15 protein-coding genes and 1 pseudogene are annotated in these 16,001 nt (G+C 69.8%); 4 read left to right on the top strand and 12 right to left on the bottom strand.

The window, feature by feature from the left end:
• Window positions 1-6: 6 nt before the first annotated feature.
• The 4 genes from LXB15_RS17860 to LXB15_RS17845 all read right to left on the bottom strand — a co-directional run bounded on the left by LXB15_RS17860 (window position 7) and on the right by LXB15_RS17845 (window position 4,978).
• A complete protein-coding gene (locus LXB15_RS17860; RefSeq protein WP_233949723.1) occupies window positions 7-1,044 on the bottom strand; it encodes a glucokinase in 1,038 nt (345 codons plus the stop codon).
• Window positions 1,045-1,760: 716 nt separating this feature from the next.
• Entirely contained in the window at window positions 1,761-2,753 is a 993-nt protein-coding gene (gene mepA / locus LXB15_RS17855; protein ID WP_233949722.1) for a penicillin-insensitive murein endopeptidase, read from the bottom strand.
• 147 nt (window positions 2,754-2,900) lie between these two features.
• Window positions 2,901-3,893 carry a Gfo/Idh/MocA family protein gene (locus LXB15_RS17850; protein ID WP_233949721.1) on the bottom strand — a complete coding sequence of 331 codons (993 nt, stop codon included), beginning with the start codon at window positions 3,891-3,893 and terminating at the stop codon, window positions 2,901-2,903.
• A gap of 83 nt (window positions 3,894-3,976) precedes the next feature.
• The gene (locus LXB15_RS17845; protein ID WP_233949720.1) at window positions 3,977-4,978 is read right to left on the bottom strand and encodes an adenosine kinase; all 1,002 of its coding nucleotides are present in this window, start codon (window positions 4,976-4,978) and stop codon (window positions 3,977-3,979) included.
• Window positions 4,979-5,116: 138 nt separating this feature from the next.
• Between LXB15_RS17845 and LXB15_RS17840 the strand changes: the two genes are divergently transcribed.
• Window positions 5,117-5,893, top strand: a complete 777-nt coding sequence (locus LXB15_RS17840; RefSeq protein WP_233949719.1) for a sulfate transporter family protein — start codon at window positions 5,117-5,119, stop codon at window positions 5,891-5,893.
• A gap of 60 nt (window positions 5,894-5,953) precedes the next feature.
• On the opposite strand, the gene LXB15_RS17835 is transcribed toward LXB15_RS17840, so the two are convergent.
• The 3 genes from LXB15_RS17835 to LXB15_RS17825 form a co-directional block, all read right to left on the bottom strand.
• Window positions 5,954-6,691: a pseudouridine synthase gene (locus LXB15_RS17835; RefSeq protein WP_233953232.1), complete on the bottom strand. Its 738-nt coding sequence runs from the start codon at window positions 6,689-6,691 to the stop codon at window positions 5,954-5,956.
• 2 nt (window positions 6,692-6,693) lie between these two features.
• The gene (locus LXB15_RS17830) at window positions 6,694-7,602 is read right to left on the bottom strand and encodes a class I SAM-dependent methyltransferase (RefSeq protein WP_233949718.1); all 909 of its coding nucleotides are present in this window, start codon (window positions 7,600-7,602) and stop codon (window positions 6,694-6,696) included.
• 124 nt (window positions 7,603-7,726) lie between these two features.
• Window positions 7,727-8,473 (bottom strand): SDR family oxidoreductase, encoded by a 747-nt coding sequence (locus LXB15_RS17825; RefSeq protein ID WP_370640128.1) that lies wholly within the window; start codon window positions 8,471-8,473, stop codon window positions 7,727-7,729.
• A 205-nt stretch (window positions 8,474-8,678) separates the two neighbouring features.
• Between LXB15_RS17825 and LXB15_RS17820 the strand changes: the two genes are divergently transcribed.
• The gene (locus LXB15_RS17820; protein WP_233949717.1) at window positions 8,679-9,641 is read left to right on the top strand and encodes an AraC family transcriptional regulator; all 963 of its coding nucleotides are present in this window, start codon (window positions 8,679-8,681) and stop codon (window positions 9,639-9,641) included.
• Window positions 9,642-9,815: 174 nt separating this feature from the next.
• Here LXB15_RS17820 and LXB15_RS17815 read toward each other — a convergent pair whose 3' ends face one another.
• The 5 genes and pseudogenes from LXB15_RS17815 to nth all read right to left on the bottom strand — a co-directional run bounded on the left by LXB15_RS17815 (window position 9,816) and on the right by nth (window position 14,389).
• Window positions 9,816-11,102 carry a PAN domain-containing protein gene (locus LXB15_RS17815; RefSeq protein WP_233949716.1) on the bottom strand — a complete coding sequence of 429 codons (1,287 nt, stop codon included), beginning with the start codon at window positions 11,100-11,102 and terminating at the stop codon, window positions 9,816-9,818.
• Between the two features lie 120 nt (window positions 11,103-11,222).
• A pseudogene (locus LXB15_RS17810) lies at window positions 11,223-11,399 on the bottom strand (hypothetical protein); the annotation flags it as partial.
• Window positions 11,400-11,454: 55 nt separating this feature from the next.
• Window positions 11,455-12,798 (bottom strand): TrkH family potassium uptake protein, encoded by a 1,344-nt coding sequence (locus tag LXB15_RS17805; protein WP_233949715.1) that lies wholly within the window; start codon window positions 12,796-12,798, stop codon window positions 11,455-11,457.
• On the bottom strand, window positions 12,798-13,463 hold the full coding sequence (locus tag LXB15_RS17800) for a TrkA family potassium uptake protein (RefSeq protein WP_233949714.1): 666 nt from the start codon (window positions 13,461-13,463) through the stop codon (window positions 12,798-12,800). The genes LXB15_RS17805 and LXB15_RS17800 overlap by 1 nt, the downstream gene beginning before the upstream one ends.
• A 44-nt stretch (window positions 13,464-13,507) precedes the next feature.
• Entirely contained in the window at window positions 13,508-14,389 is an 882-nt protein-coding gene (gene nth / locus LXB15_RS17795; RefSeq protein WP_233949713.1) for an endonuclease III, read from the bottom strand.
• A 114-nt stretch (window positions 14,390-14,503) separates the two neighbouring features.
• On the opposite strand from nth, the gene LXB15_RS17790 reads away from it, so the two are divergent.
• Entirely contained in the window at window positions 14,504-15,007 is a 504-nt protein-coding gene (locus tag LXB15_RS17790; RefSeq protein ID WP_233949712.1) for a DUF2244 domain-containing protein, read from the top strand.
• A 77-nt stretch (window positions 15,008-15,084) separates the two neighbouring features.
• A complete protein-coding gene (locus tag LXB15_RS17785) occupies window positions 15,085-15,996 on the top strand; it encodes a bifunctional helix-turn-helix domain-containing protein/methylated-DNA--[protein]-cysteine S-methyltransferase (protein ID WP_233949711.1) in 912 nt (303 codons plus the stop codon).
• The last annotated feature ends 5 nt before the right edge of the window (window positions 15,997-16,001 follow it).

Raw genomic sequence — 16,001 nt, 5'->3', positions numbered from 1 at the left:
GCAGGGTCAGGTGCCGGGGGCGGCGAGCCAGTGCCGGCCGGTGGTCTCCAGCCCGAAGAAGCGCGGCGTGCGGGCGAAGGTGGCAAGCCCCGCCAGCGCCGCCAGCGGCTCGGTCACCACGTAGAGCGGAATGTCGCGCAGCAGCGCGCTGTGCGGCGCCTTGTCCTCGAAGGCGGCGCGGAACTCGTCCGCCTTGAGGATCGGGATGATGCGCTGGAAGATGCCGCCGCCGATGAACACGCCGCCCCGTGCCATGAAGATCAGCGCGATGTCGCCGGCGACCCGGCCGAGATAGGTGGCGAACAGGTCGACCGCCTCGCCGGCCGCCGCGTCGCGGCGGTTGACCGCCGCGTCGGTGATCTCTGCGGGCGTCGCGAGCTGCGGGTCGGTGCCGTTCACCGCCGCGATCGCCTGGTAGAGATTGACCAGGCCGCGCCCGCACAGGATCTGCTCCGCCGAGACCCGCCCCTCGATGGTCTTCAGATGCGGCCAGATGGAGAGGTCCCGCGGCGTGCGGGGGCCGAGGTCGATGTGGCCGCCCTCGCCGGCGACCGGGATCCACATGCCGCGCGCCCGCACCAGGCCGGCGACGCCGAGGCCGGTGCCGGGCCCGAGCACGGCGCGGCTGGCGCCCTCGTGGACGGTGCCGCCGCCGATCTGGGTCCGGGCGGTGGCCGGCAGCGAGGAGATCGCCAGAGCCTGCGCCTCGAAATCGTTGAGCACGATGATCTCGCCGAGCCCGAGGCCGGCCAGCATCTGGCGCGGGCGGACCACCCAGGGGCAGTTGGTGAGGTCGATCTCGTCGCCGTCGACCGGGCCAGCGACGGCGAGCACCGCCGATTGCGGCTGGATCGAGGTCTTGTCCAGCACGCTCGCCTGGATCGCCTCGTCGATGGTCTCGAAGTCGGCGGTCTGGACGACCGGAAACATCTTCGGCTCGGCATAGGCGTCGACGAGAATGGCGAACCGGGCGTTGGTGCCGCCGATATCGCCGATCAGGATCGGAAAATTCAGGGCGTCGTTGCCGCCGCGTCGCTCCGCCATTGCTGCCCGCCTGTCTGGGTTGGGAGTAGGCCCGTCCATAGCGCTTCCCGAAGCGCGACGCAAAATTTCCACGGGTCGGAAGAATTCGGGCGCCGGACCGACGGGGCGCGCGGGAGCGGCGCCGCGCCCGGTTGCTGCCGGGCCGGCGGCTGGCGTCAGTCTGGCTGCCCGCGCGCGGAGCAGCGGATCGCCGAGGGCACGCCCTCGGAAGAATGTAAATTGCGGCACGCCCCCGGCGATCCGCGCGATGTCTTTGCGGTTCCGAATGAGCGCTTCCCCGCCGTGATGCGACGCCACCGCGCCGCGGGCAGGGAGCGCTGGCGGCCGGCTCTTCCCGGGTGTCCCCGGTCAAGCGGACCGATCCGCAGCCTCCTCGTGGTGGGAGACGGTCCGGCGGCGCCTCGAAACCGTCCGGGCCGGGCGCGCCTCCGGAAGGCGCGTCCGTCGCGGACACCGCTCGCCGCCCCGGCCGATCCCGGCGATCGTCCGTGCCCGCCTGGGCGGCGATGGGGAGAGTATGGGGGCGGCGGGGAGGGGCGGGGATTACTGCGTGTCGAGGGTTTTCGAGAGGGGCCTTTCCGGGTGCCTATCGGTAGGGCCGACAGGGCGTGGACCCCCCTCTGTCCTGCCGGACATCTCCCCCACAAGGGGGGAGATCGGCCGACACGGTCGGCGCGCCCGATCGCCGACGGTCGTGCGATCGGCGGAGTCCGCGACTACTGTATAGGGCGGCTGGTGGGGATCGGCACCGAGGCGATCGGGGCGTAGGAGAGGACGGCGGGGATGGCGTCGCGGGGCGCGGCCGCCATGACCGGATTACCGGAGCCGGTGGCCGGCGCGTTCAGCACGACGCGGCACTGGTTCGGCAGGTCGGCGAGCCGCAGCGGCGGCTTCGGCTTGCCCGGCTTGGCGTTGGGCGGCGGCGGCTTCAGCGCCACGTTGAACCACCAGCCGAGCTCGTCGCAGCCGTCGCCGCTGCCGGTCGAGGCCTGCGGGGTGCAGCCGTCCGATCCCGGCTGGCAGCGCAGGCGGATGTGGAAATGCTCGTGGTGGCCGTAGATCGGCCGCACCTTGTTGAGCCAGGCGCGGTCGCGGCCGGCCGTCTCGCAGAGCTTCTTCTTGATGCCCGGATGGACGAAGACGCGCTGTACCTCGCGGCTTTCGGCGGCGAGGCGGATGAGGTCGCGGTAGTTGTCGGTCCAGATACGGTCGTCGACGGTGAGCGTGCCCTCCCGCAGCACCGAGCGGAAGGGAAAATCCTCGCGCGCCTCGCGAGTCAGCCGCTGCGCCGGCATCGGCTGCAGCCAGATGTCGGCGTCGAGGCCGATCTGGTGGGAGGCGTGGCCGTAGGGCAGCGGGCCGCCGCGGGCCTGCGAGATGTCGCCGACCAGCAGCCCCGGCCAGATGCCGCGCCGGGCGGCTTCTTCCGACAGCTGCTGGAGGAAGGCGATGGTCGTCGGATGGCCGAAGCGGCGCTGACGCGACAGCCGCATCGCCTGCCAGTGCGGCCCGTCCGGCGCGAGCTCCGCGGCGCCGGCGAGGCAGCCCTTGGAGTAGAAGCCGATGCTTTCCGGGGCCAGCGCGGCCGGACTGGTCCGGGCGGCGAACAGCTCCTTGGCCGGCGGCTCGGCTTCAGCGGCGCCGGCGCCGACGACGAGTGCCAGCAGCGCGGCGGCGATCCGCCCGGCCATTCGTCCTGTCGCCATCATCTGCGGTCTTCCCTGTCGGTCTCTCGCGGCGAGGCTAGCGTCGGCGCATGGTCCGAGCCTTGCGGGCCTTGCCGGGTTCTCTCCCGGCCGCGTCGCCGCAGCCGGGTGCCGACCCTGCCGGCGCGATGAGCCGATTTGAAGGCAGGCTCAGCGGGAAACGTCGACCCAGTCGCCGGTGCGGCCGGCCTCGAACAGGGCGTCGATGGCGGCCTGGTTGCGGCGGCTGGATGCCAGCGGGAACAGCTCGGCCTCGCGCCCCCGCACCTTGTCGGCGAAGGCCTCGACCTGCAGCCGGTACTGGTTGACGCCGGGAAAGCGGAAGATCTCCGCCTTGCGGCGCGGCCGGTCGTGCAGCGTGACGCTGTCGGCGTCGTAGAGGCCGGCATTGAACGGCGCGGCCATCTCGATAACGCCGTCCTCGCCGTGGAAGACCATGATCTGGCGATGCGCGAGGCCCGTGCCGAGCGTGAGGCTCATGGAAAAGTCGCCGAAATCCACCGTGCCGGTGACGAAGCTGTCGGTGCCGAATTCCGGATCGATGCCGATCGTGGCGCGCACCCGCTCGGGCTCGAGGCCGGTGGCAAAGCGCGCCGTGACCAGCGGATAGACGCCGATGTCGCGCAGCGCGCCGCCGCCGAGCTCCGGCCGGTTGCGCATGTTGGCGGGATCGACATTGTGGTAGCTGAACGTCGCCTCGACGTGCCGCAGCCGCCCGACGGCGCCGGCCGCGAGCAGGTCGCGCACCGTCAGCCACTGCGGGTGGTAGGTGACCATGAAGGCCTCGGCGACGACGACGCCGGCGGCCTCGGCGGCTGCCTCGATCTCGGCGATCTCGCCGGCATTCATCCCCATCGGCTTCTCGCACAGCACGTGCTTGCCGGCGGCGATCGCCTTCAGCGTCCATTCGGCATGCTGGGCGGTGGGCAGCGGGATGTAGACCGCCTCGACGTCGGGCGAGGCGAGCAGCGCCTCGTAGCTGCCCAGCGCCTGGCGGATGCCGTAGGTCGCCGCGACCTCGAAGGCGCGCTCGCCGTCGCGGCTGGCGATGGCGGCGAGCGAGCCGTTGCGCGACTCGGCGATGGCCGGGATCAGGCGCTCGCGCCCGATCTTGGCGGTGGAGAGGATTCCCCAGTTCAGCATCTCGATCCCCGGAAGAGTGAGTACCCGCCGCCGGTCGCGGCGGCGGGACGGAAACTGGGGCGGCAGATGCCGCGCGGCGAGTCTCAGCCTTGGAGCAGGGCCGCCACCTCCGGCAGGCGCACCAGCGGGGTCTGCGGGCGCGGGCCGATCTGGCCGATGATGTGGCCGGCCGCCGCGACGCCGAGCTGGGCGCTCTTCTCGTGATCGAGGCCCGACGTGTAGCCGCGCAGGAAGCCGCTGGCGAAGATGTCGCCGGCGCCGGTCGTGTCCACCACCTGGTCGACGGCGGTCGCCGGCACCGCGATGCGGGTGTCGCCGTCGATGACGATGCAGCCCTTTTCGCTGCGGGTGACGATGGCGAAGCCCTTGACGTCCTTCGCCAGGAGGTCGAGCGCCGGCTCCAGCGTCTCGGTCTCGTAGAGCGACATCGCCTCGCTCTCGTTGGCGAAGACGATGTCGACCGTGCCCGAGCGCATCAGTTCCAGGAACTCGTCACGGTAGCGGTGGACGCAGAAGGAATCCGACAGGGTCATCGCGACTTCCCGGCCGTTGGCATGGGCGATGCCGGCGGCCTCGACGATCGCCTGCTTGGCGCGCGGCGGATCCCAGAGATAGCCTTCGAAATAGGTGACCTTGGCGGCGGCGACGACGGCGGGGTCGATGTCCTCCGGGCCGAGCTCGACGCAGGCGCCGAGATAGGTGTTCATCGAGCGCTCGCCGTCCGGGGTGACGAGGATCATCGAGCGCGCCGTCGGCGGGTGGCCCTCCAGCGGGGTGGTGGCGAAGTGGACGCCGAGCGAGCGGATGTCGTGCTTGAAGATGTCGCCGAGCTGGTCGTTGCTGACCTTGCCGAAATAGGCGCCGGTGCCGCCGAGGCTGACGAGGCCGGCGATGGTGTTGCCGGCGCTGCCGCCGGAAGTCTCGATGGCCGGGCCCATGGCGCCGTAGAGATGCTCGGCTCTTGCCGCGTCGATCAGCGTCATGCCGCCCTTCTGGATGCCCTCGCGTTCGAGAAATTCGTCGTCGGTGCGGGAGATGATGTCGACGATGGCATTGCCGATCGTCAGCACGTCGTATTCGGCCATGATCCGTTCCGTTGCTGGTGAATTGCCGCCCTTCTAGAGGCTGCGGCGGCGCATGGCCAGCGCCGGAAGCCGCGGAGGCCGCGGCGTTGCGGGCGCAGGGCGGGGCGCCTATCTGCCCCGGGACGCCAGGAGAGCCCGATGATCCTCACTTCCGCCGCCCTCGCCTTCCGCGACATCTTCTCCGCCCCGTTCCGCGCGGCGCTGTGGAAGACGCTGGGCCTTGCCGCCGTCGTGCTGATCGCCCTGTGGTTCGGCGTCGGCTGGCTGTTCGAATGGCTGGCGCTGCCGTTCCTGGCCAATCTCTTCCCCGACGCGCCCGCCTGGGTCGACCAGGCCGGCACGCTCGCCGGCTGGGCCGCGGGGCTGGCGCTGGCGGTGCTGCTCGCCTTCCTGATCGGCCCGGTCAGCGCGGTGATCGCCAGCCTGTTCCTCGACGACGTAGCGGAAGTGGTCGAGCGCGACAGCTATCCGGAGGCGCCGCAGGGCGAGGCGATGGCCATCCTGCCGGGCCTCGTCCTGTCGATAAAGTTCTTCGGCGTGGTGATCCTCGGCAACCTGCTCGCCTTCGCCCTGCTGCTGGTGCCGGGCGTCAACATCGCCGCCTTCTTCCTGGTCAACGGCTACCTTCTGGGGCGGGAATATTTCGAGTTCGCGGCGCTGCGATACCGGTCCGAGGCCGACGCCAAGGCGCTCAGGAGCCGCTACGGCACGACGGTGTTCTTCGCCGGCCTCGTCATCGCCGGCTTCCTCGCCGTGCCGCTGCTCAACCTTCTGACGCCGCTCTTCGCCGCGGCGCTGATGGTGCATCTCCACCAGCGCGTCGCCAGGAAGGAGGGCGGGCTGATCGGCAGGGCGCCCGCGGCGCCGCTTGTGGCGCGGGAAGACCTCGACGGCGGCAGGGGGCCGGTCCGTTAGGAGCCAGGGCCGGGCCGGAGCGCTCGGCGTCTTCGGCGCCCGGCGGGCCGCTCCCGACGGTCAGCCGCCGCCGGCCGCGAAGATCGCGGCGAGGTCGGCTTCGCTCAGGCGGCGGATGGCGCCGGGGGCGAGGTCGGCGGGCAGCGACAGGCCGCCGATGGATTCGCGGTGCAGCGTCTCGACATGGTTGCCGGCGGCGGCGAACATCCGGCGCACCTGATGGTAGCGGCCCTCGTGCACCGTGAGCAGCGCCTCCTGCGGCCCGACGACTTCCAGTTCCGCCGGGGCGAGCGGCTTGTCCTCGCCGTCCAGCATCAGCGTGCCGGCGGCGAAGAGCTCCGCCTCGCCGCCGGTCATCGGCCGGGCGAGGCCGACGCGGTAGCGCTTGGCGACGTGGCGCTTCGGCGAGATGATCCGGTGCAGCAGCGCGCCGTCGTCGGTCATCAGCAGGAGGCCCGAGGTCTCCTTGTCGAGCCGGCCGACCGTCGAGATGGCCGGGTCGCGCCGGCGCCAGCGCTCGGGCAGGAGGTCGTACACCAGCGGCCCCGCCTCCTTGCGCGAGCAGGTGACGCCGAGCGGCTTGTTCAGCATCAGCGCGAAGCCCGGCAGCGGATCGAGCGCCTCGCCGTCGACCACCAGCCGGGTCTCGAGGTCGGGCGTCAGCGCGATCCGCCTGTCGGCGGCGGTGAGCGCGGCGCCGTCGAGGGTTATGTGGCCGTTCTTCGCCAGCGCCTGGATCTCGCGGCGCGAGGCGTAGCCCATGTTGGCGATGAGCCGGTCGAGCCGCGCGGTCGGCACCTTCACTTGTGGGCCTCGAAGATCTTGTAGCCGGAGACGTCCACGACGGTCTTCACGCTCTTGAACTTCGCCCGCAGCACCGCCTCGTAGGGCATGTGCCGGTTGGCGACGAGATGCAGCGAACCGCCGCGGCGCAGCATGCGGGCGGCGGCGGCGATGAAGGCCTGGCCGAGGCCGCGATCCTCGATCCCCTCGGCGTGGAAGGGCGGGTTTGAGACGACGAAGTCGAGATCGGAAAGCGCCGTCTCGCGGGCATCGGCCCAGAGGAACTGCGCCCGCGCGTCGGCGACATTCGCCTTTGCGGCTTCCACGGCGCGGCGGTCGATCTCGACCAGCGTCAGTTCCGTGACGGACGGGGCGGCGAGCACCGCTCTGGCGATGATGCCGAGCCCGGCGCCGAGATCGGCGCCGCGGCCCGCAAGCTTCGGCAGATGGGCGAGCAGCAGCGACGTTCCCGGATCGACGCGGTTCCACGAGAAGATCCCCGGCTGCGAGACGAGCCCCTCGACCATGACCGGCCCGCCTTCCGCGATCGCCGCGTCGAGCCCGGTCGGCGCGTCCGGCCGAGCGACGGTGCAGATGCGCTGGCGGGCCTTAGAGCGCTCGGCGACGCTGCAGCCGAAGGCTTCGAGCTCGCCGCGCAGGCGCTGGCCGCCCTTGTCGTTGGCCGCCAGCACCGTCAGCGCGCCGCCGGGGGCGAGCGCCCTCAGCGCCTGCGCCAGGACGAAGCGCCGCTCGATCGAGCCGGGCGGGGCGGCGACGACGATCGCCTCCAGCGCGGCATCCGGCAGCGCCTCCAGCGCCTCGGCACCGGGCCGCAGCGGCGACAGCTGCACGGCGCCCTCGGGCACCTCCACGAGATCAACGGGCGGCGCGCCATAGACGGCGCTGCTTGGGGCGGGGGCGTTCATCGCCGGGGCATAGCAGGTTAGGCGGCGGGGGCGGAAGGGTGGGTGTGGGCGAGGTTCTGCCGAACTTTTATGTTGAGCTCGCTCTGTAATGCAGCCGCCGGCCAGAGCCGGCGGCTGCCAGTGGTTACCACCCCTGTTCGGTCGGCATGACGAACAGTTCGGCCACATCCATGCGCGCGGGGGATCTCAGCGCAAAGAGGATCGTGTCGGCAATGTCCTCGCCCTCCAGGAAGGTCATCGTGGCCGCCAGATCGTCCATCTGCTGGCGGTAGTTGGCGTCGGTGATGTGGTCGTAGAGCTCCGAACGGACCGCGCCCGGCTGGATGCAGGTGACGCGGACGTTGTGCTTCGGCCCGATTTCCATTCTCAGCCCATCGGAAAACGCCGTGACCGCCGCCTTGGTCGCGCAATAGACCGTCAGGCCCTTGAACACCTTGCGTCCAGCGATCGACGACATGTTGAAGATGTGGCCCGATTGCTGCGCGATCATCTGGGGCAGGACGGCGGCCACGGCGTTGAGGACGCCGGAGACGTTCACATCCACCATGCGGCGCCACTCGTCGACCTTGAAGCTGTCGACATCCGAGAGCGGCATGAGGCCCGCGTTGTTGACCAGGATGTCGATCCGGCCGAATTGCGCGACGAGTGCGTCGGCCGCCGCCTGGCAGGAGGCGGGATCGGTGACGTCGCATTCCAGCGCCACGGCCTGACCGCCGGCGGCGGTGATTTCCTCGACCAGAGCGTCGAGCCGCTGGCGGCGCCGCGCCGCCAGTCCGACGGCGATGCCCTCTGCGGCGAGTTTGCGCGCGGTTGCAGCGCCGATGCCACTGGATGCGCCCGTGACGAGGGCGACCTTGCCTTTGATATCCATGATCTTCTCCTTTTTATCGTCCACCGGGATCGGTTCGGACGTCGAAGGAGAAGCTAGCGACACTGCCCTGTCGCTTCGCCCGCGGCCTTGCTAAGACTATCGCGATCTTGCGCGAAACTGCGCCCGGTGGATGACTGCCCCCGTGGCGCGGGTCCGGCCAAGCCGGAAAATGGTTGTCCCCGTCGCCGAAAGGCCCTCTGCACCCATGCCCGACCGGCGTCGATCATCCCTGCACTCGGCCAGCCACTCCCTGGAGCAGCACATTCGCGGTCACAAGGTCGCGCAGAGTGCCGGCAGGGCCTGGGAGGACGTCGAGGCCCAGATATTCCGCCGCGCCCGGCACGAAGACGAGGTGCTGGTGCCGGCCGTGGCCGAACCGTTGCTCGTCTGGGTCATATCGGGTGACGCCAGGATAGAGGAGCGCGATCTCGACGGCGAATGGCACGGCGGCGTGGTCGGGCCGGGTTCGTTCTATCTGACCCAGGCGGACGCGCCGTACCTGATGCGCTGGCAGGCAGGGCCGGAGGACCCGTTCGAGGTGATGCACCTGTATCTCGGGTCGGATCTCGTGAACCGCGCCGCCCTGTCTTTGGACCTCCGGCCGTCCCGGCTCCGGATGCGCGAAGTGTCGGGCGGCCGGGACGCCCTCGTGTCCGGTATCCTGGCGGGTCTCGTCAACGAACTGCGGGCCTCGCATCCGGCCAGCCCTCTGTTCGTGAAAGGGCTTCTCGACAGCCTGACCGTGCACCTTCTGCGCCATTACCGCGCGACGAGCGCAGCCACCGAGAGAAGGACGGCTCAACTTCCGAACTGGAAGCTGCAAAGGGCGGTCGATCACATGGAAGCGCATCTGGCGGCGCCGTTCGATCTCGATCAGCTGTCGGGTCTGTGCCTGATGAGCCGCTTCCACTTCAGCCGGGCGTTCCGCAACACGATGGGACAAAGCCCGTCGCGCTGGTTCGTCCTTCGCCGGGTCGAGCGCGCGAAGGCCCTGCTGCGGGACACCGACGAACCGGTCATCAACGTCGCCATGACCGTGGGCTACGAAAGCCCCAGCCACTTCGCGATGGTCTTTCGGCGGGAAACCGGCCTCAGCCCCAGACAGTACCGCACGCTTCGCGCGGTGTCCGCCGCAGAGCGGCCGACGGAAGGAAGCTTCCGCAGCTGACTGCTGCGACGGATATCATCCGAAGCAGCGAGTGACAGGTCCGACTTGAGCGGTTTCCTTTTAGTAGCGACGGACAAAGATTGGTCGAGGGCCGGACCGCCGGTTTCGTCGTCCGCGAGGCCCGATGCTGCCATTCTGTCGAGGCTTACCGCGCCTCGGTCCTGCCATCTCGACCTAATCGAGGTCGATAACCGTCGACGCCTCGAACGTCTGCATCCGCTTGGCGCCGCTGACGACGCCTTGCATCGTTCGCGGCTGGCCGACGCTTCCTTTCAGCCAGCACTCGTTCCTGCGCTTGACGTAGGTGAAGGCGACGCACCGATCGCTGGCGACACAGGCGACCCGGCACTGAAACGGGTTCGCCGCCTCGGCATACGGACGCGGTGACAGGTCCCCGCCCGGGATGTCGATATTCTCGTAGAGGTCCGTCCCCGGGTCGATGACGCCCATCGAAAAGGCCTTCGGGGATGGGTCGGACGCGCGCAGGAGCTCGCCCGAGATCGCCACGCCGTTACCGTCGCGTATGCCGGGGTCTGATTTCAGGAAGCAGTTCGGCCCGCGTATGATGCGGTCGTCCGTGTTGAACGTGAAGGCGCGGCAACGATCGCTCATGGTCACGCATTCGGCCGCGCACGCCGCTCCGTCGGCAACGCGCATCGAGGCGATGTCCTCTCCGAAGAAGTCGAGGCCGCTATAGAGCGCCAGCCGCGTCGGACGACGGGTGTATGCCTCCAATGCCGAAAGCTTGGAGAGCGACGCGTTGTCGAGCTCCGGTCCTTTCCGTTCGAGCTCCGCTACCGAAGCCTCGGCGTCGGCCGGTGCATCGATGGGATCCTGTGATGCGTCCGGTTGAGCAAGGACGGTCTCATCGGCAGGGCTCTCGGGCGGGCTCTCAGCGGTGCGATTGATCCGGTATCGGTCGATCTCGGCTTGCGAGAAGACATGCATGTCCTCCGGCCGGGTCTTGAACATGATCGTCAGCACCTCGATCGGCGTGTCGAAGCGGTTCAGGACGTCGAGCATGTCCGAAATCGAGTATTGCGCGCTGACGAGGTCAGCGGTGTCAGAGGAGATCTGATGGACGCCGAGCTCGCCATCGGCGCGACGCTCGACGCCCGCGAGAAAGATCAGGGCGCAGGCGGAGTAGCAGCCCGAGCCGTCGGGGATCAGCGTGGCCAGCTTCCTCGTGTGCACATCGTCGGCAATCAGCAGTCCCATCGAGACAAGGCCGCCGGTGCTGTTCAAGACGAGCAGCTCTGCATTCGGAGCCGCAGTCAGCGCCCGACGAAAATTCAGCGCTGCGCCCCCGTCGATGTCGCCGTCGAGGCGGACGACATTCGGCTGGGCGTCATCCACCGAAAATGGGCCAAAGGTCCTGACTTCCGCATGGGCCGGACCGGGGGCCCCGGCGCCGACGGCGAGAAAGACGAACAGCGAGCAGAGGAAGACGAGAATGCGCACGTGAAGCCCCGACAAAGATCGAGTCATGGGGCCATAGACTAGCTCTGGCGGCAAGGCATGAAGGCGCCGATCGGCTGATGCCGTTAATGGATGTACTTCTTTGAGCGCTCGCCCTCGCGCCTATTGGCCGGCCCCACCCCCGCCACCGCGTCCCACGCCCAGCTCCACCAGCGGTGCGGGCACGTCGCAACACTTCGCCGCCGCCTTGCACAAATCTGCGATGATGCAGGCCGGGCACTCCGGCTTGCGGGCCTTGCAGACGTAGCGGCCGTGCAGGATCAGCCGGTGATGGGGGTGGGGGCAGGGGCGGTCGCCGTCCCGTGGTGACCGCCGGACAGTCCGCCTCTCCCCCTCACCCCAGATACACGCGGCTGGCCGGGTAGCGGATGCGGGCCACCGGCCGCGTTCCCAGGAAGAAGCCGAGGGACAGCGGGCCGACGCGGCCGACGAACATCACCGCGATGATGACGACCTGGCCGAAAGGACCCAACTGCCCGGTGGCGCCGCGTGACAGGCCGACCGTGCCGAGGGCGGAGGCGACCTCGAAGAGCAGGTCGAGAAAGACGATGTCGTTGGCGATCGACAGGACGAACAGCGCCATCGCGAGGATCGCCACGCTGAGCATCGCCAGCGCGAGGGCCTTCAGTACCTCCTCCGCGCCGAGGCTGCGGCCGAAGACCGAGACGGTCTCGCGTCGCTTCAGGAAGGCGACGGTGGCGAGGCAGAGCACGATGAAGGTCGTGACCTTGATGCCGCCCGCGGTCGACGTGCTGCCGCCGCCGATCATCATCAGGGCGATCATCGTCAGCGACGTGCTGTCGTGCAGCGCGGCGATGTCGATCGTGTTGAAGCCGGCGGTGCGTGTCGTCACGCCCTGGAACCATGCCCCCCAGAGCCGGGCCTCCAGCGGCATGCCGCCGAGGGTCTGCGGATTTCGCCATTCCAGCACGGCGACGGCGGCGACCCCCAGCACGACGAGCGCCAGCGTGCCGGTCAGCATCAGCTTCGAATGCAGCGACAATCCGTGCCAGTTGCGGGTCTCCCAGAGGTCGGCCAGGACGACGTAGCCCATGCCCCCGACGATGAAGAGGACCGGGATGGTCAGGTTGACGACCGGATCCGCGACCCAGCGCGACAGGCTGTCCGGATAGAGGGCGAAGCCGGCGTTGTTGAAGGCCGAGATCGAGTGGAAGACGCTGTTCCACAGGCCGTCGCGCCAGCCGAGTTCCGGCACGAAGGTGACGGCGAGCAGCAGCGCCCCGATCGCCTCGAAGACGACGACGACGCGAAGGATCATGCCGACGAGATCGAGCAGGCCGCCGAGATCGGTCTGGTTGAGATCCTCGCTCAGGACGAGGCGCTGGCGGAGCGGCACGCGCATGCCGAAGACGCTGAGGACGAAGGCCGCGAACGTCATCAGGCCGAGCCCGCCGAGCTGGATGAGCCCGATGATGACGAACTGGCCGAAGAAGGTGAAATGCGAGCCGGTGTCGACGAGGACCAGCCCCGTCACCGTCACGGCCGAGGCGGCGGTGAACAGCGCGGTCATCCAGTCCGTCGGCAGGTTGCTGGCGAAGGGCAGCTTCAGCAGAAGTGTTCCCGCGACGACGAGCCCGGCATAGATGATGATCAGGATGGCCGGCGGCGGCAGGTTGAGCATGCTCGGCCGTCGGCGCTCGCGAAGGAAGATCGCCATCAGAACATGTCGGTGAAGCGGCGGAGATCCTCGCTTCGGCCGAGCAGCAGCAGGCGATCCTCCTCCTCGATGAGCACGTCGTCCTTGCCGTGCGAGAGATGCTGCGAGCCGCGCATGGCCTCGAGCAGCTGCACGCTGTCGCCGGCGAGGTTCCGCAGCTCGCGCAACGATCGCCCGGCCATGATGTCGTGGGCGACGATGGTGACGACGTGGAACCCGTTTCCGACGCTCATGAAATCCGACACGAACGGGGTGTGCAGGGTCTCGGCGACATGCAGGCCCATGTCGCGTTCCGGCTGGATCACCCGGTCGGCGCCGATCCGCGACAGGATCCGGTGATGCGTCTTGGAGAAGGCCTTGACCCAGATGCACTTCGCCCCGACGAGCTTGAGGTTCATCGTGCAGATGATGCTCGCCTCGAGGTCCTCCCCGATCGCCACCACGACGACGTCGTAGTCGGCAAGGCCGGCGTCCTTGAGGGCGTCCTCGTCGCGGGCGTCGAGGATCAGCACCTGCGACAGGTCCCGGGCGTAGCGTCCGGCCCGCTCCTCGTCGAGGTCGATCCCGAGGACGTCGTCGCCGCTGGCGGCCAGCGCCGTGGCCACGGTCGAGCCGAAGGAACCGAGGCCGATCACGGCGAAACTGCGCTTGTGGGATCTCGCCATGCGGCTTCCTTCGTTATGTCAGAACGGCTGCGGGGGAGAGTGCGTCACCCGGCTCCCGCGTCAAGCGGCTTTCCGGGGTCGGCGGGCGAGTCTTCGGGCGCGTGGCGCGGTGTGCCTGTCGGAGGCTGGGGGCCCGCTTCCCCCGCCACCGCCATCCCCACGCCCAGTTCGACCGAAGGCGCGGGGACGTCGCACCATTTCTCCGCCGCCTTGCAGAGATCGGCGATGACGCAGGCCGGGCATTCCGGCTTGCGGGCCTTGCAGACATAGCGGCCGTGCAGGATCAGCCAGTGATGGGCGTGGCGGCGGTAGGGGGGCGGGATGACGGCGAGGAGGCGGGTCTCGACTTCCTCGGGCGTCTTGCCGGGGGCGAGCCTGAGGCGGTTGCCGAGGCGGAAGATGTGGGTGTCGACGGCGAGCGTTTCCGCGCCGAAGGCGACGTTGAGGACGACATTGGCGGTCTTGCGGCCGACGCCGGGCAGCGCCTCCAGCGCCGCGCGGTCGGCCGGGACTTCGCCGCCGTGGCGGGCGACGAGCGCCTCGGACAGGGCCTGAACGTTCTTCGCCTTGGTGCGGAACAGGCCGATCGTGCGGATATACTCGCGGATCGCGTCCTCGCCGAGCGCGGCCATCCGCGCCGGCGTGTCGGCGGCGGCAAACAGCGCCCGCGTCGCCTTGTTGACGCCGGCGTCGGTCGCCTGCGCCGACAGCACCACGGCGACGAGCAGGGTGAAGGGGTTGGTGTATTCCAGCTCCGACTGCGGGTCCGGCCGCTGCACCGAGAAGCGCCGGAAGATCTCCGCGATCTCGTCCCGCGTGTAGGGGATGCGCGGCCGGCGCGCGGCGGGTCGGGCGCCCGGGCGGGACGATGTGCCGCCGCCGGCGCGCTTGACCGATGAGGTGGGGCGACCGATCTTCTCTGCCATGACCGTCCCATACAGCGGGACCGGACGCCGGGGAAACACCCTTGGCCGGGATCGCTGGGGACAGGGACCGTCGGCGCCATTGCGGGGCGCCCGCTGGCGGCCGGGAGGCGCGCGATGAACGAGACTGTCGACAGTCGCGAGACGCCGGACGCCGAGCGGCCGATCTTTGCGGCGCTGCTGGTGCCGTACCGCTCGCTCGGGCGGCGCGGCTTCACCGTGATGATGGCGGGCTTCGCGCTGGTGAGCTTCGGCAGCGGCCTGTTGTTCCTCGCCAAGGGCGCCTGGCCGGTCTTCGGCTTTCTCGGGCTCGACGTCGTGCTGGTCTGGTGGGCGTTCGCGGCGAGCTACCGCTCGGCCAAGGCCCGCGAGGAGGTCACCGTGTCGCGCAGCGACCTGTCGATCCGCAAGATCTCGCCGCGCGGCGAGGTGCGCGAGGCACACCACAACCCGTTCTGGGCGCGGTTTCGCGTCGCAAGGCACGACGAGATCGGCATCACAAGGATGAGCGTCGAGTCCAAGGGCGCGTCCACCGAGATCGGCAGCTTCCTCAACCCGGACGACCGCGAGAGTTTCGCCCGGGAATTCAACCGCGCGCTGCTCACGGCCAAGGGCAACTGACGGCCGCTGCCCCTGCCGGAAAAACGGGTGGCGAGGGCCGGCCCGCGGGTGCAGTGATGGGGACGAAGGAGATCGCCATGTTGTCCATCGCCCCCGCCGCCTTCGAGCCGGCTCTGCTTTCTGAGGCGCCCGCCGCCCGCGCGGCGCTGTCCGACTACGACGTCGTCCGCCGCACCATCGAGTTCATCTCGACGCATTACCGCCAGCAGCCGAGCCTCGGCGAGATCGCCGCGGCGCTCGCCATGGACGAGGCGGCGCTGGCGACGATCTTCCGCCGCTGGTCCGGCCTGACGCCGAAGGCCTTCCTGCAGGCGGTGACGCTGGATCATGCCAGGCGGCTGCTCGGCGACGGCGCCTCGCTGCTCGACGCGGCGCTGGAGGTCGGGCTCTCCGGCCCGTCGCGGCTGCACGACCTCTTCGTCAAGCACGAGGCGCTGTCGCCCGGCGCCTACAAGGCCCGCGGCGAGGGCATCACGCTCGCCTATGGGTTCCACCCGACGCCCTTCGGCCTGGCGCTGGTGGTGGCGACGGAGCGCGGCCTTGCCGGCATCGGCTTTGCCGAACCGGGCGACGGCGGCGAGGCGGCGGCGCTGGACGACATGCGCCGGCGCTGGCCGAAGGCTTCGTTCGTGCCGAAGCCGGAGGAGACGCGCCCGCTCGCCCAGCGGATCTTCGAGCCGGAAAGCTGGCAGTGCGAGCGCCCGCTGCGGATCGTGCTGATCGGCACGGATTTCGAGGTCCGCGTCTGGGAGGCGCTGCTGACGATCCCGCTCGGCCAGGCGACGACCTATGCGGCGGTGGCGAGCCGCATCGGCGCGCCGAAGGCGGCACGGGCGGTGGGCGCGGCGGTCGGGCGCAACCCGATCTCCTTCGTGGTGCCCTGCCACCGCGTCGTCGGCAAGGCCGGCGCGCTGACCGGCTACCACTGGGGCATCACCCGCAAGCGGGCGATGCTCGGCTGGGAATGCGGCCTCCTGGCGCGCCCCTGAACGGC

Origin of the sequence: Aurantimonas sp. HBX-1 (assembly GCF_021391535.1) — a bacterium.
GTDB lineage: Bacteria > Pseudomonadota > Alphaproteobacteria > Rhizobiales > Rhizobiaceae > Aurantimonas.
This window is presented reverse-complemented; position numbering and strand designations above follow the sequence as displayed.

What these genes read in the sequence shown, in the direction of transcription:
- LXB15_RS17860 (WP_233949723.1), bottom strand. Translation starts at nt 1,044, where the DNA reads ATGGCGGAGCGACGCGGCGGCAACGACGCCCTGAATTTTCCGATCCTG.
- LXB15_RS17790 (WP_233949712.1), top strand. Translation starts at nt 14,504, where the DNA reads ATGAACGAGACTGTCGACAGTCGCGAGACGCCGGACGCCGAGCGGCCG.
- LXB15_RS17800 (WP_233949714.1), bottom strand. Translation starts at nt 13,463, where the DNA reads ATGGCGAGATCCCACAAGCGCAGTTTCGCCGTGATCGGCCTCGGTTCC.
- LXB15_RS17805 (WP_233949715.1), bottom strand. Translation starts at nt 12,798, where the DNA reads ATGGCGATCTTCCTTCGCGAGCGCCGACGGCCGAGCATGCTCAACCTG.
- mepA (WP_233949722.1), bottom strand. Translation starts at nt 2,753, where the DNA reads ATGATGGCGACAGGACGAATGGCCGGGCGGATCGCCGCCGCGCTGCTG.
- LXB15_RS17785 (WP_233949711.1), top strand. Translation starts at nt 15,085, where the DNA reads ATGTTGTCCATCGCCCCCGCCGCCTTCGAGCCGGCTCTGCTTTCTGAG.
- LXB15_RS17840 (WP_233949719.1), top strand. Translation starts at nt 5,117, where the DNA reads ATGATCCTCACTTCCGCCGCCCTCGCCTTCCGCGACATCTTCTCCGCC.
- LXB15_RS17830 (WP_233949718.1), bottom strand. Translation starts at nt 7,602, where the DNA reads ATGAACGCCCCCGCCCCAAGCAGCGCCGTCTATGGCGCGCCGCCCGTT.
- nth (WP_233949713.1), bottom strand. Translation starts at nt 14,389, where the DNA reads ATGGCAGAGAAGATCGGTCGCCCCACCTCATCGGTCAAGCGCGCCGGC.
- LXB15_RS17825 (WP_370640128.1), bottom strand. Translation starts at nt 8,473, where the DNA reads ATGGATATCAAAGGCAAGGTCGCCCTCGTCACGGGCGCATCCAGTGGC.
- LXB15_RS17820 (WP_233949717.1), top strand. Translation starts at nt 8,679, where the DNA reads ATGCCCGACCGGCGTCGATCATCCCTGCACTCGGCCAGCCACTCCCTG.
- LXB15_RS17850 (WP_233949721.1), bottom strand. Translation starts at nt 3,893, where the DNA reads ATGCTGAACTGGGGAATCCTCTCCACCGCCAAGATCGGGCGCGAGCGC.
- LXB15_RS17845 (WP_233949720.1), bottom strand. Translation starts at nt 4,978, where the DNA reads ATGGCCGAATACGACGTGCTGACGATCGGCAATGCCATCGTCGACATC.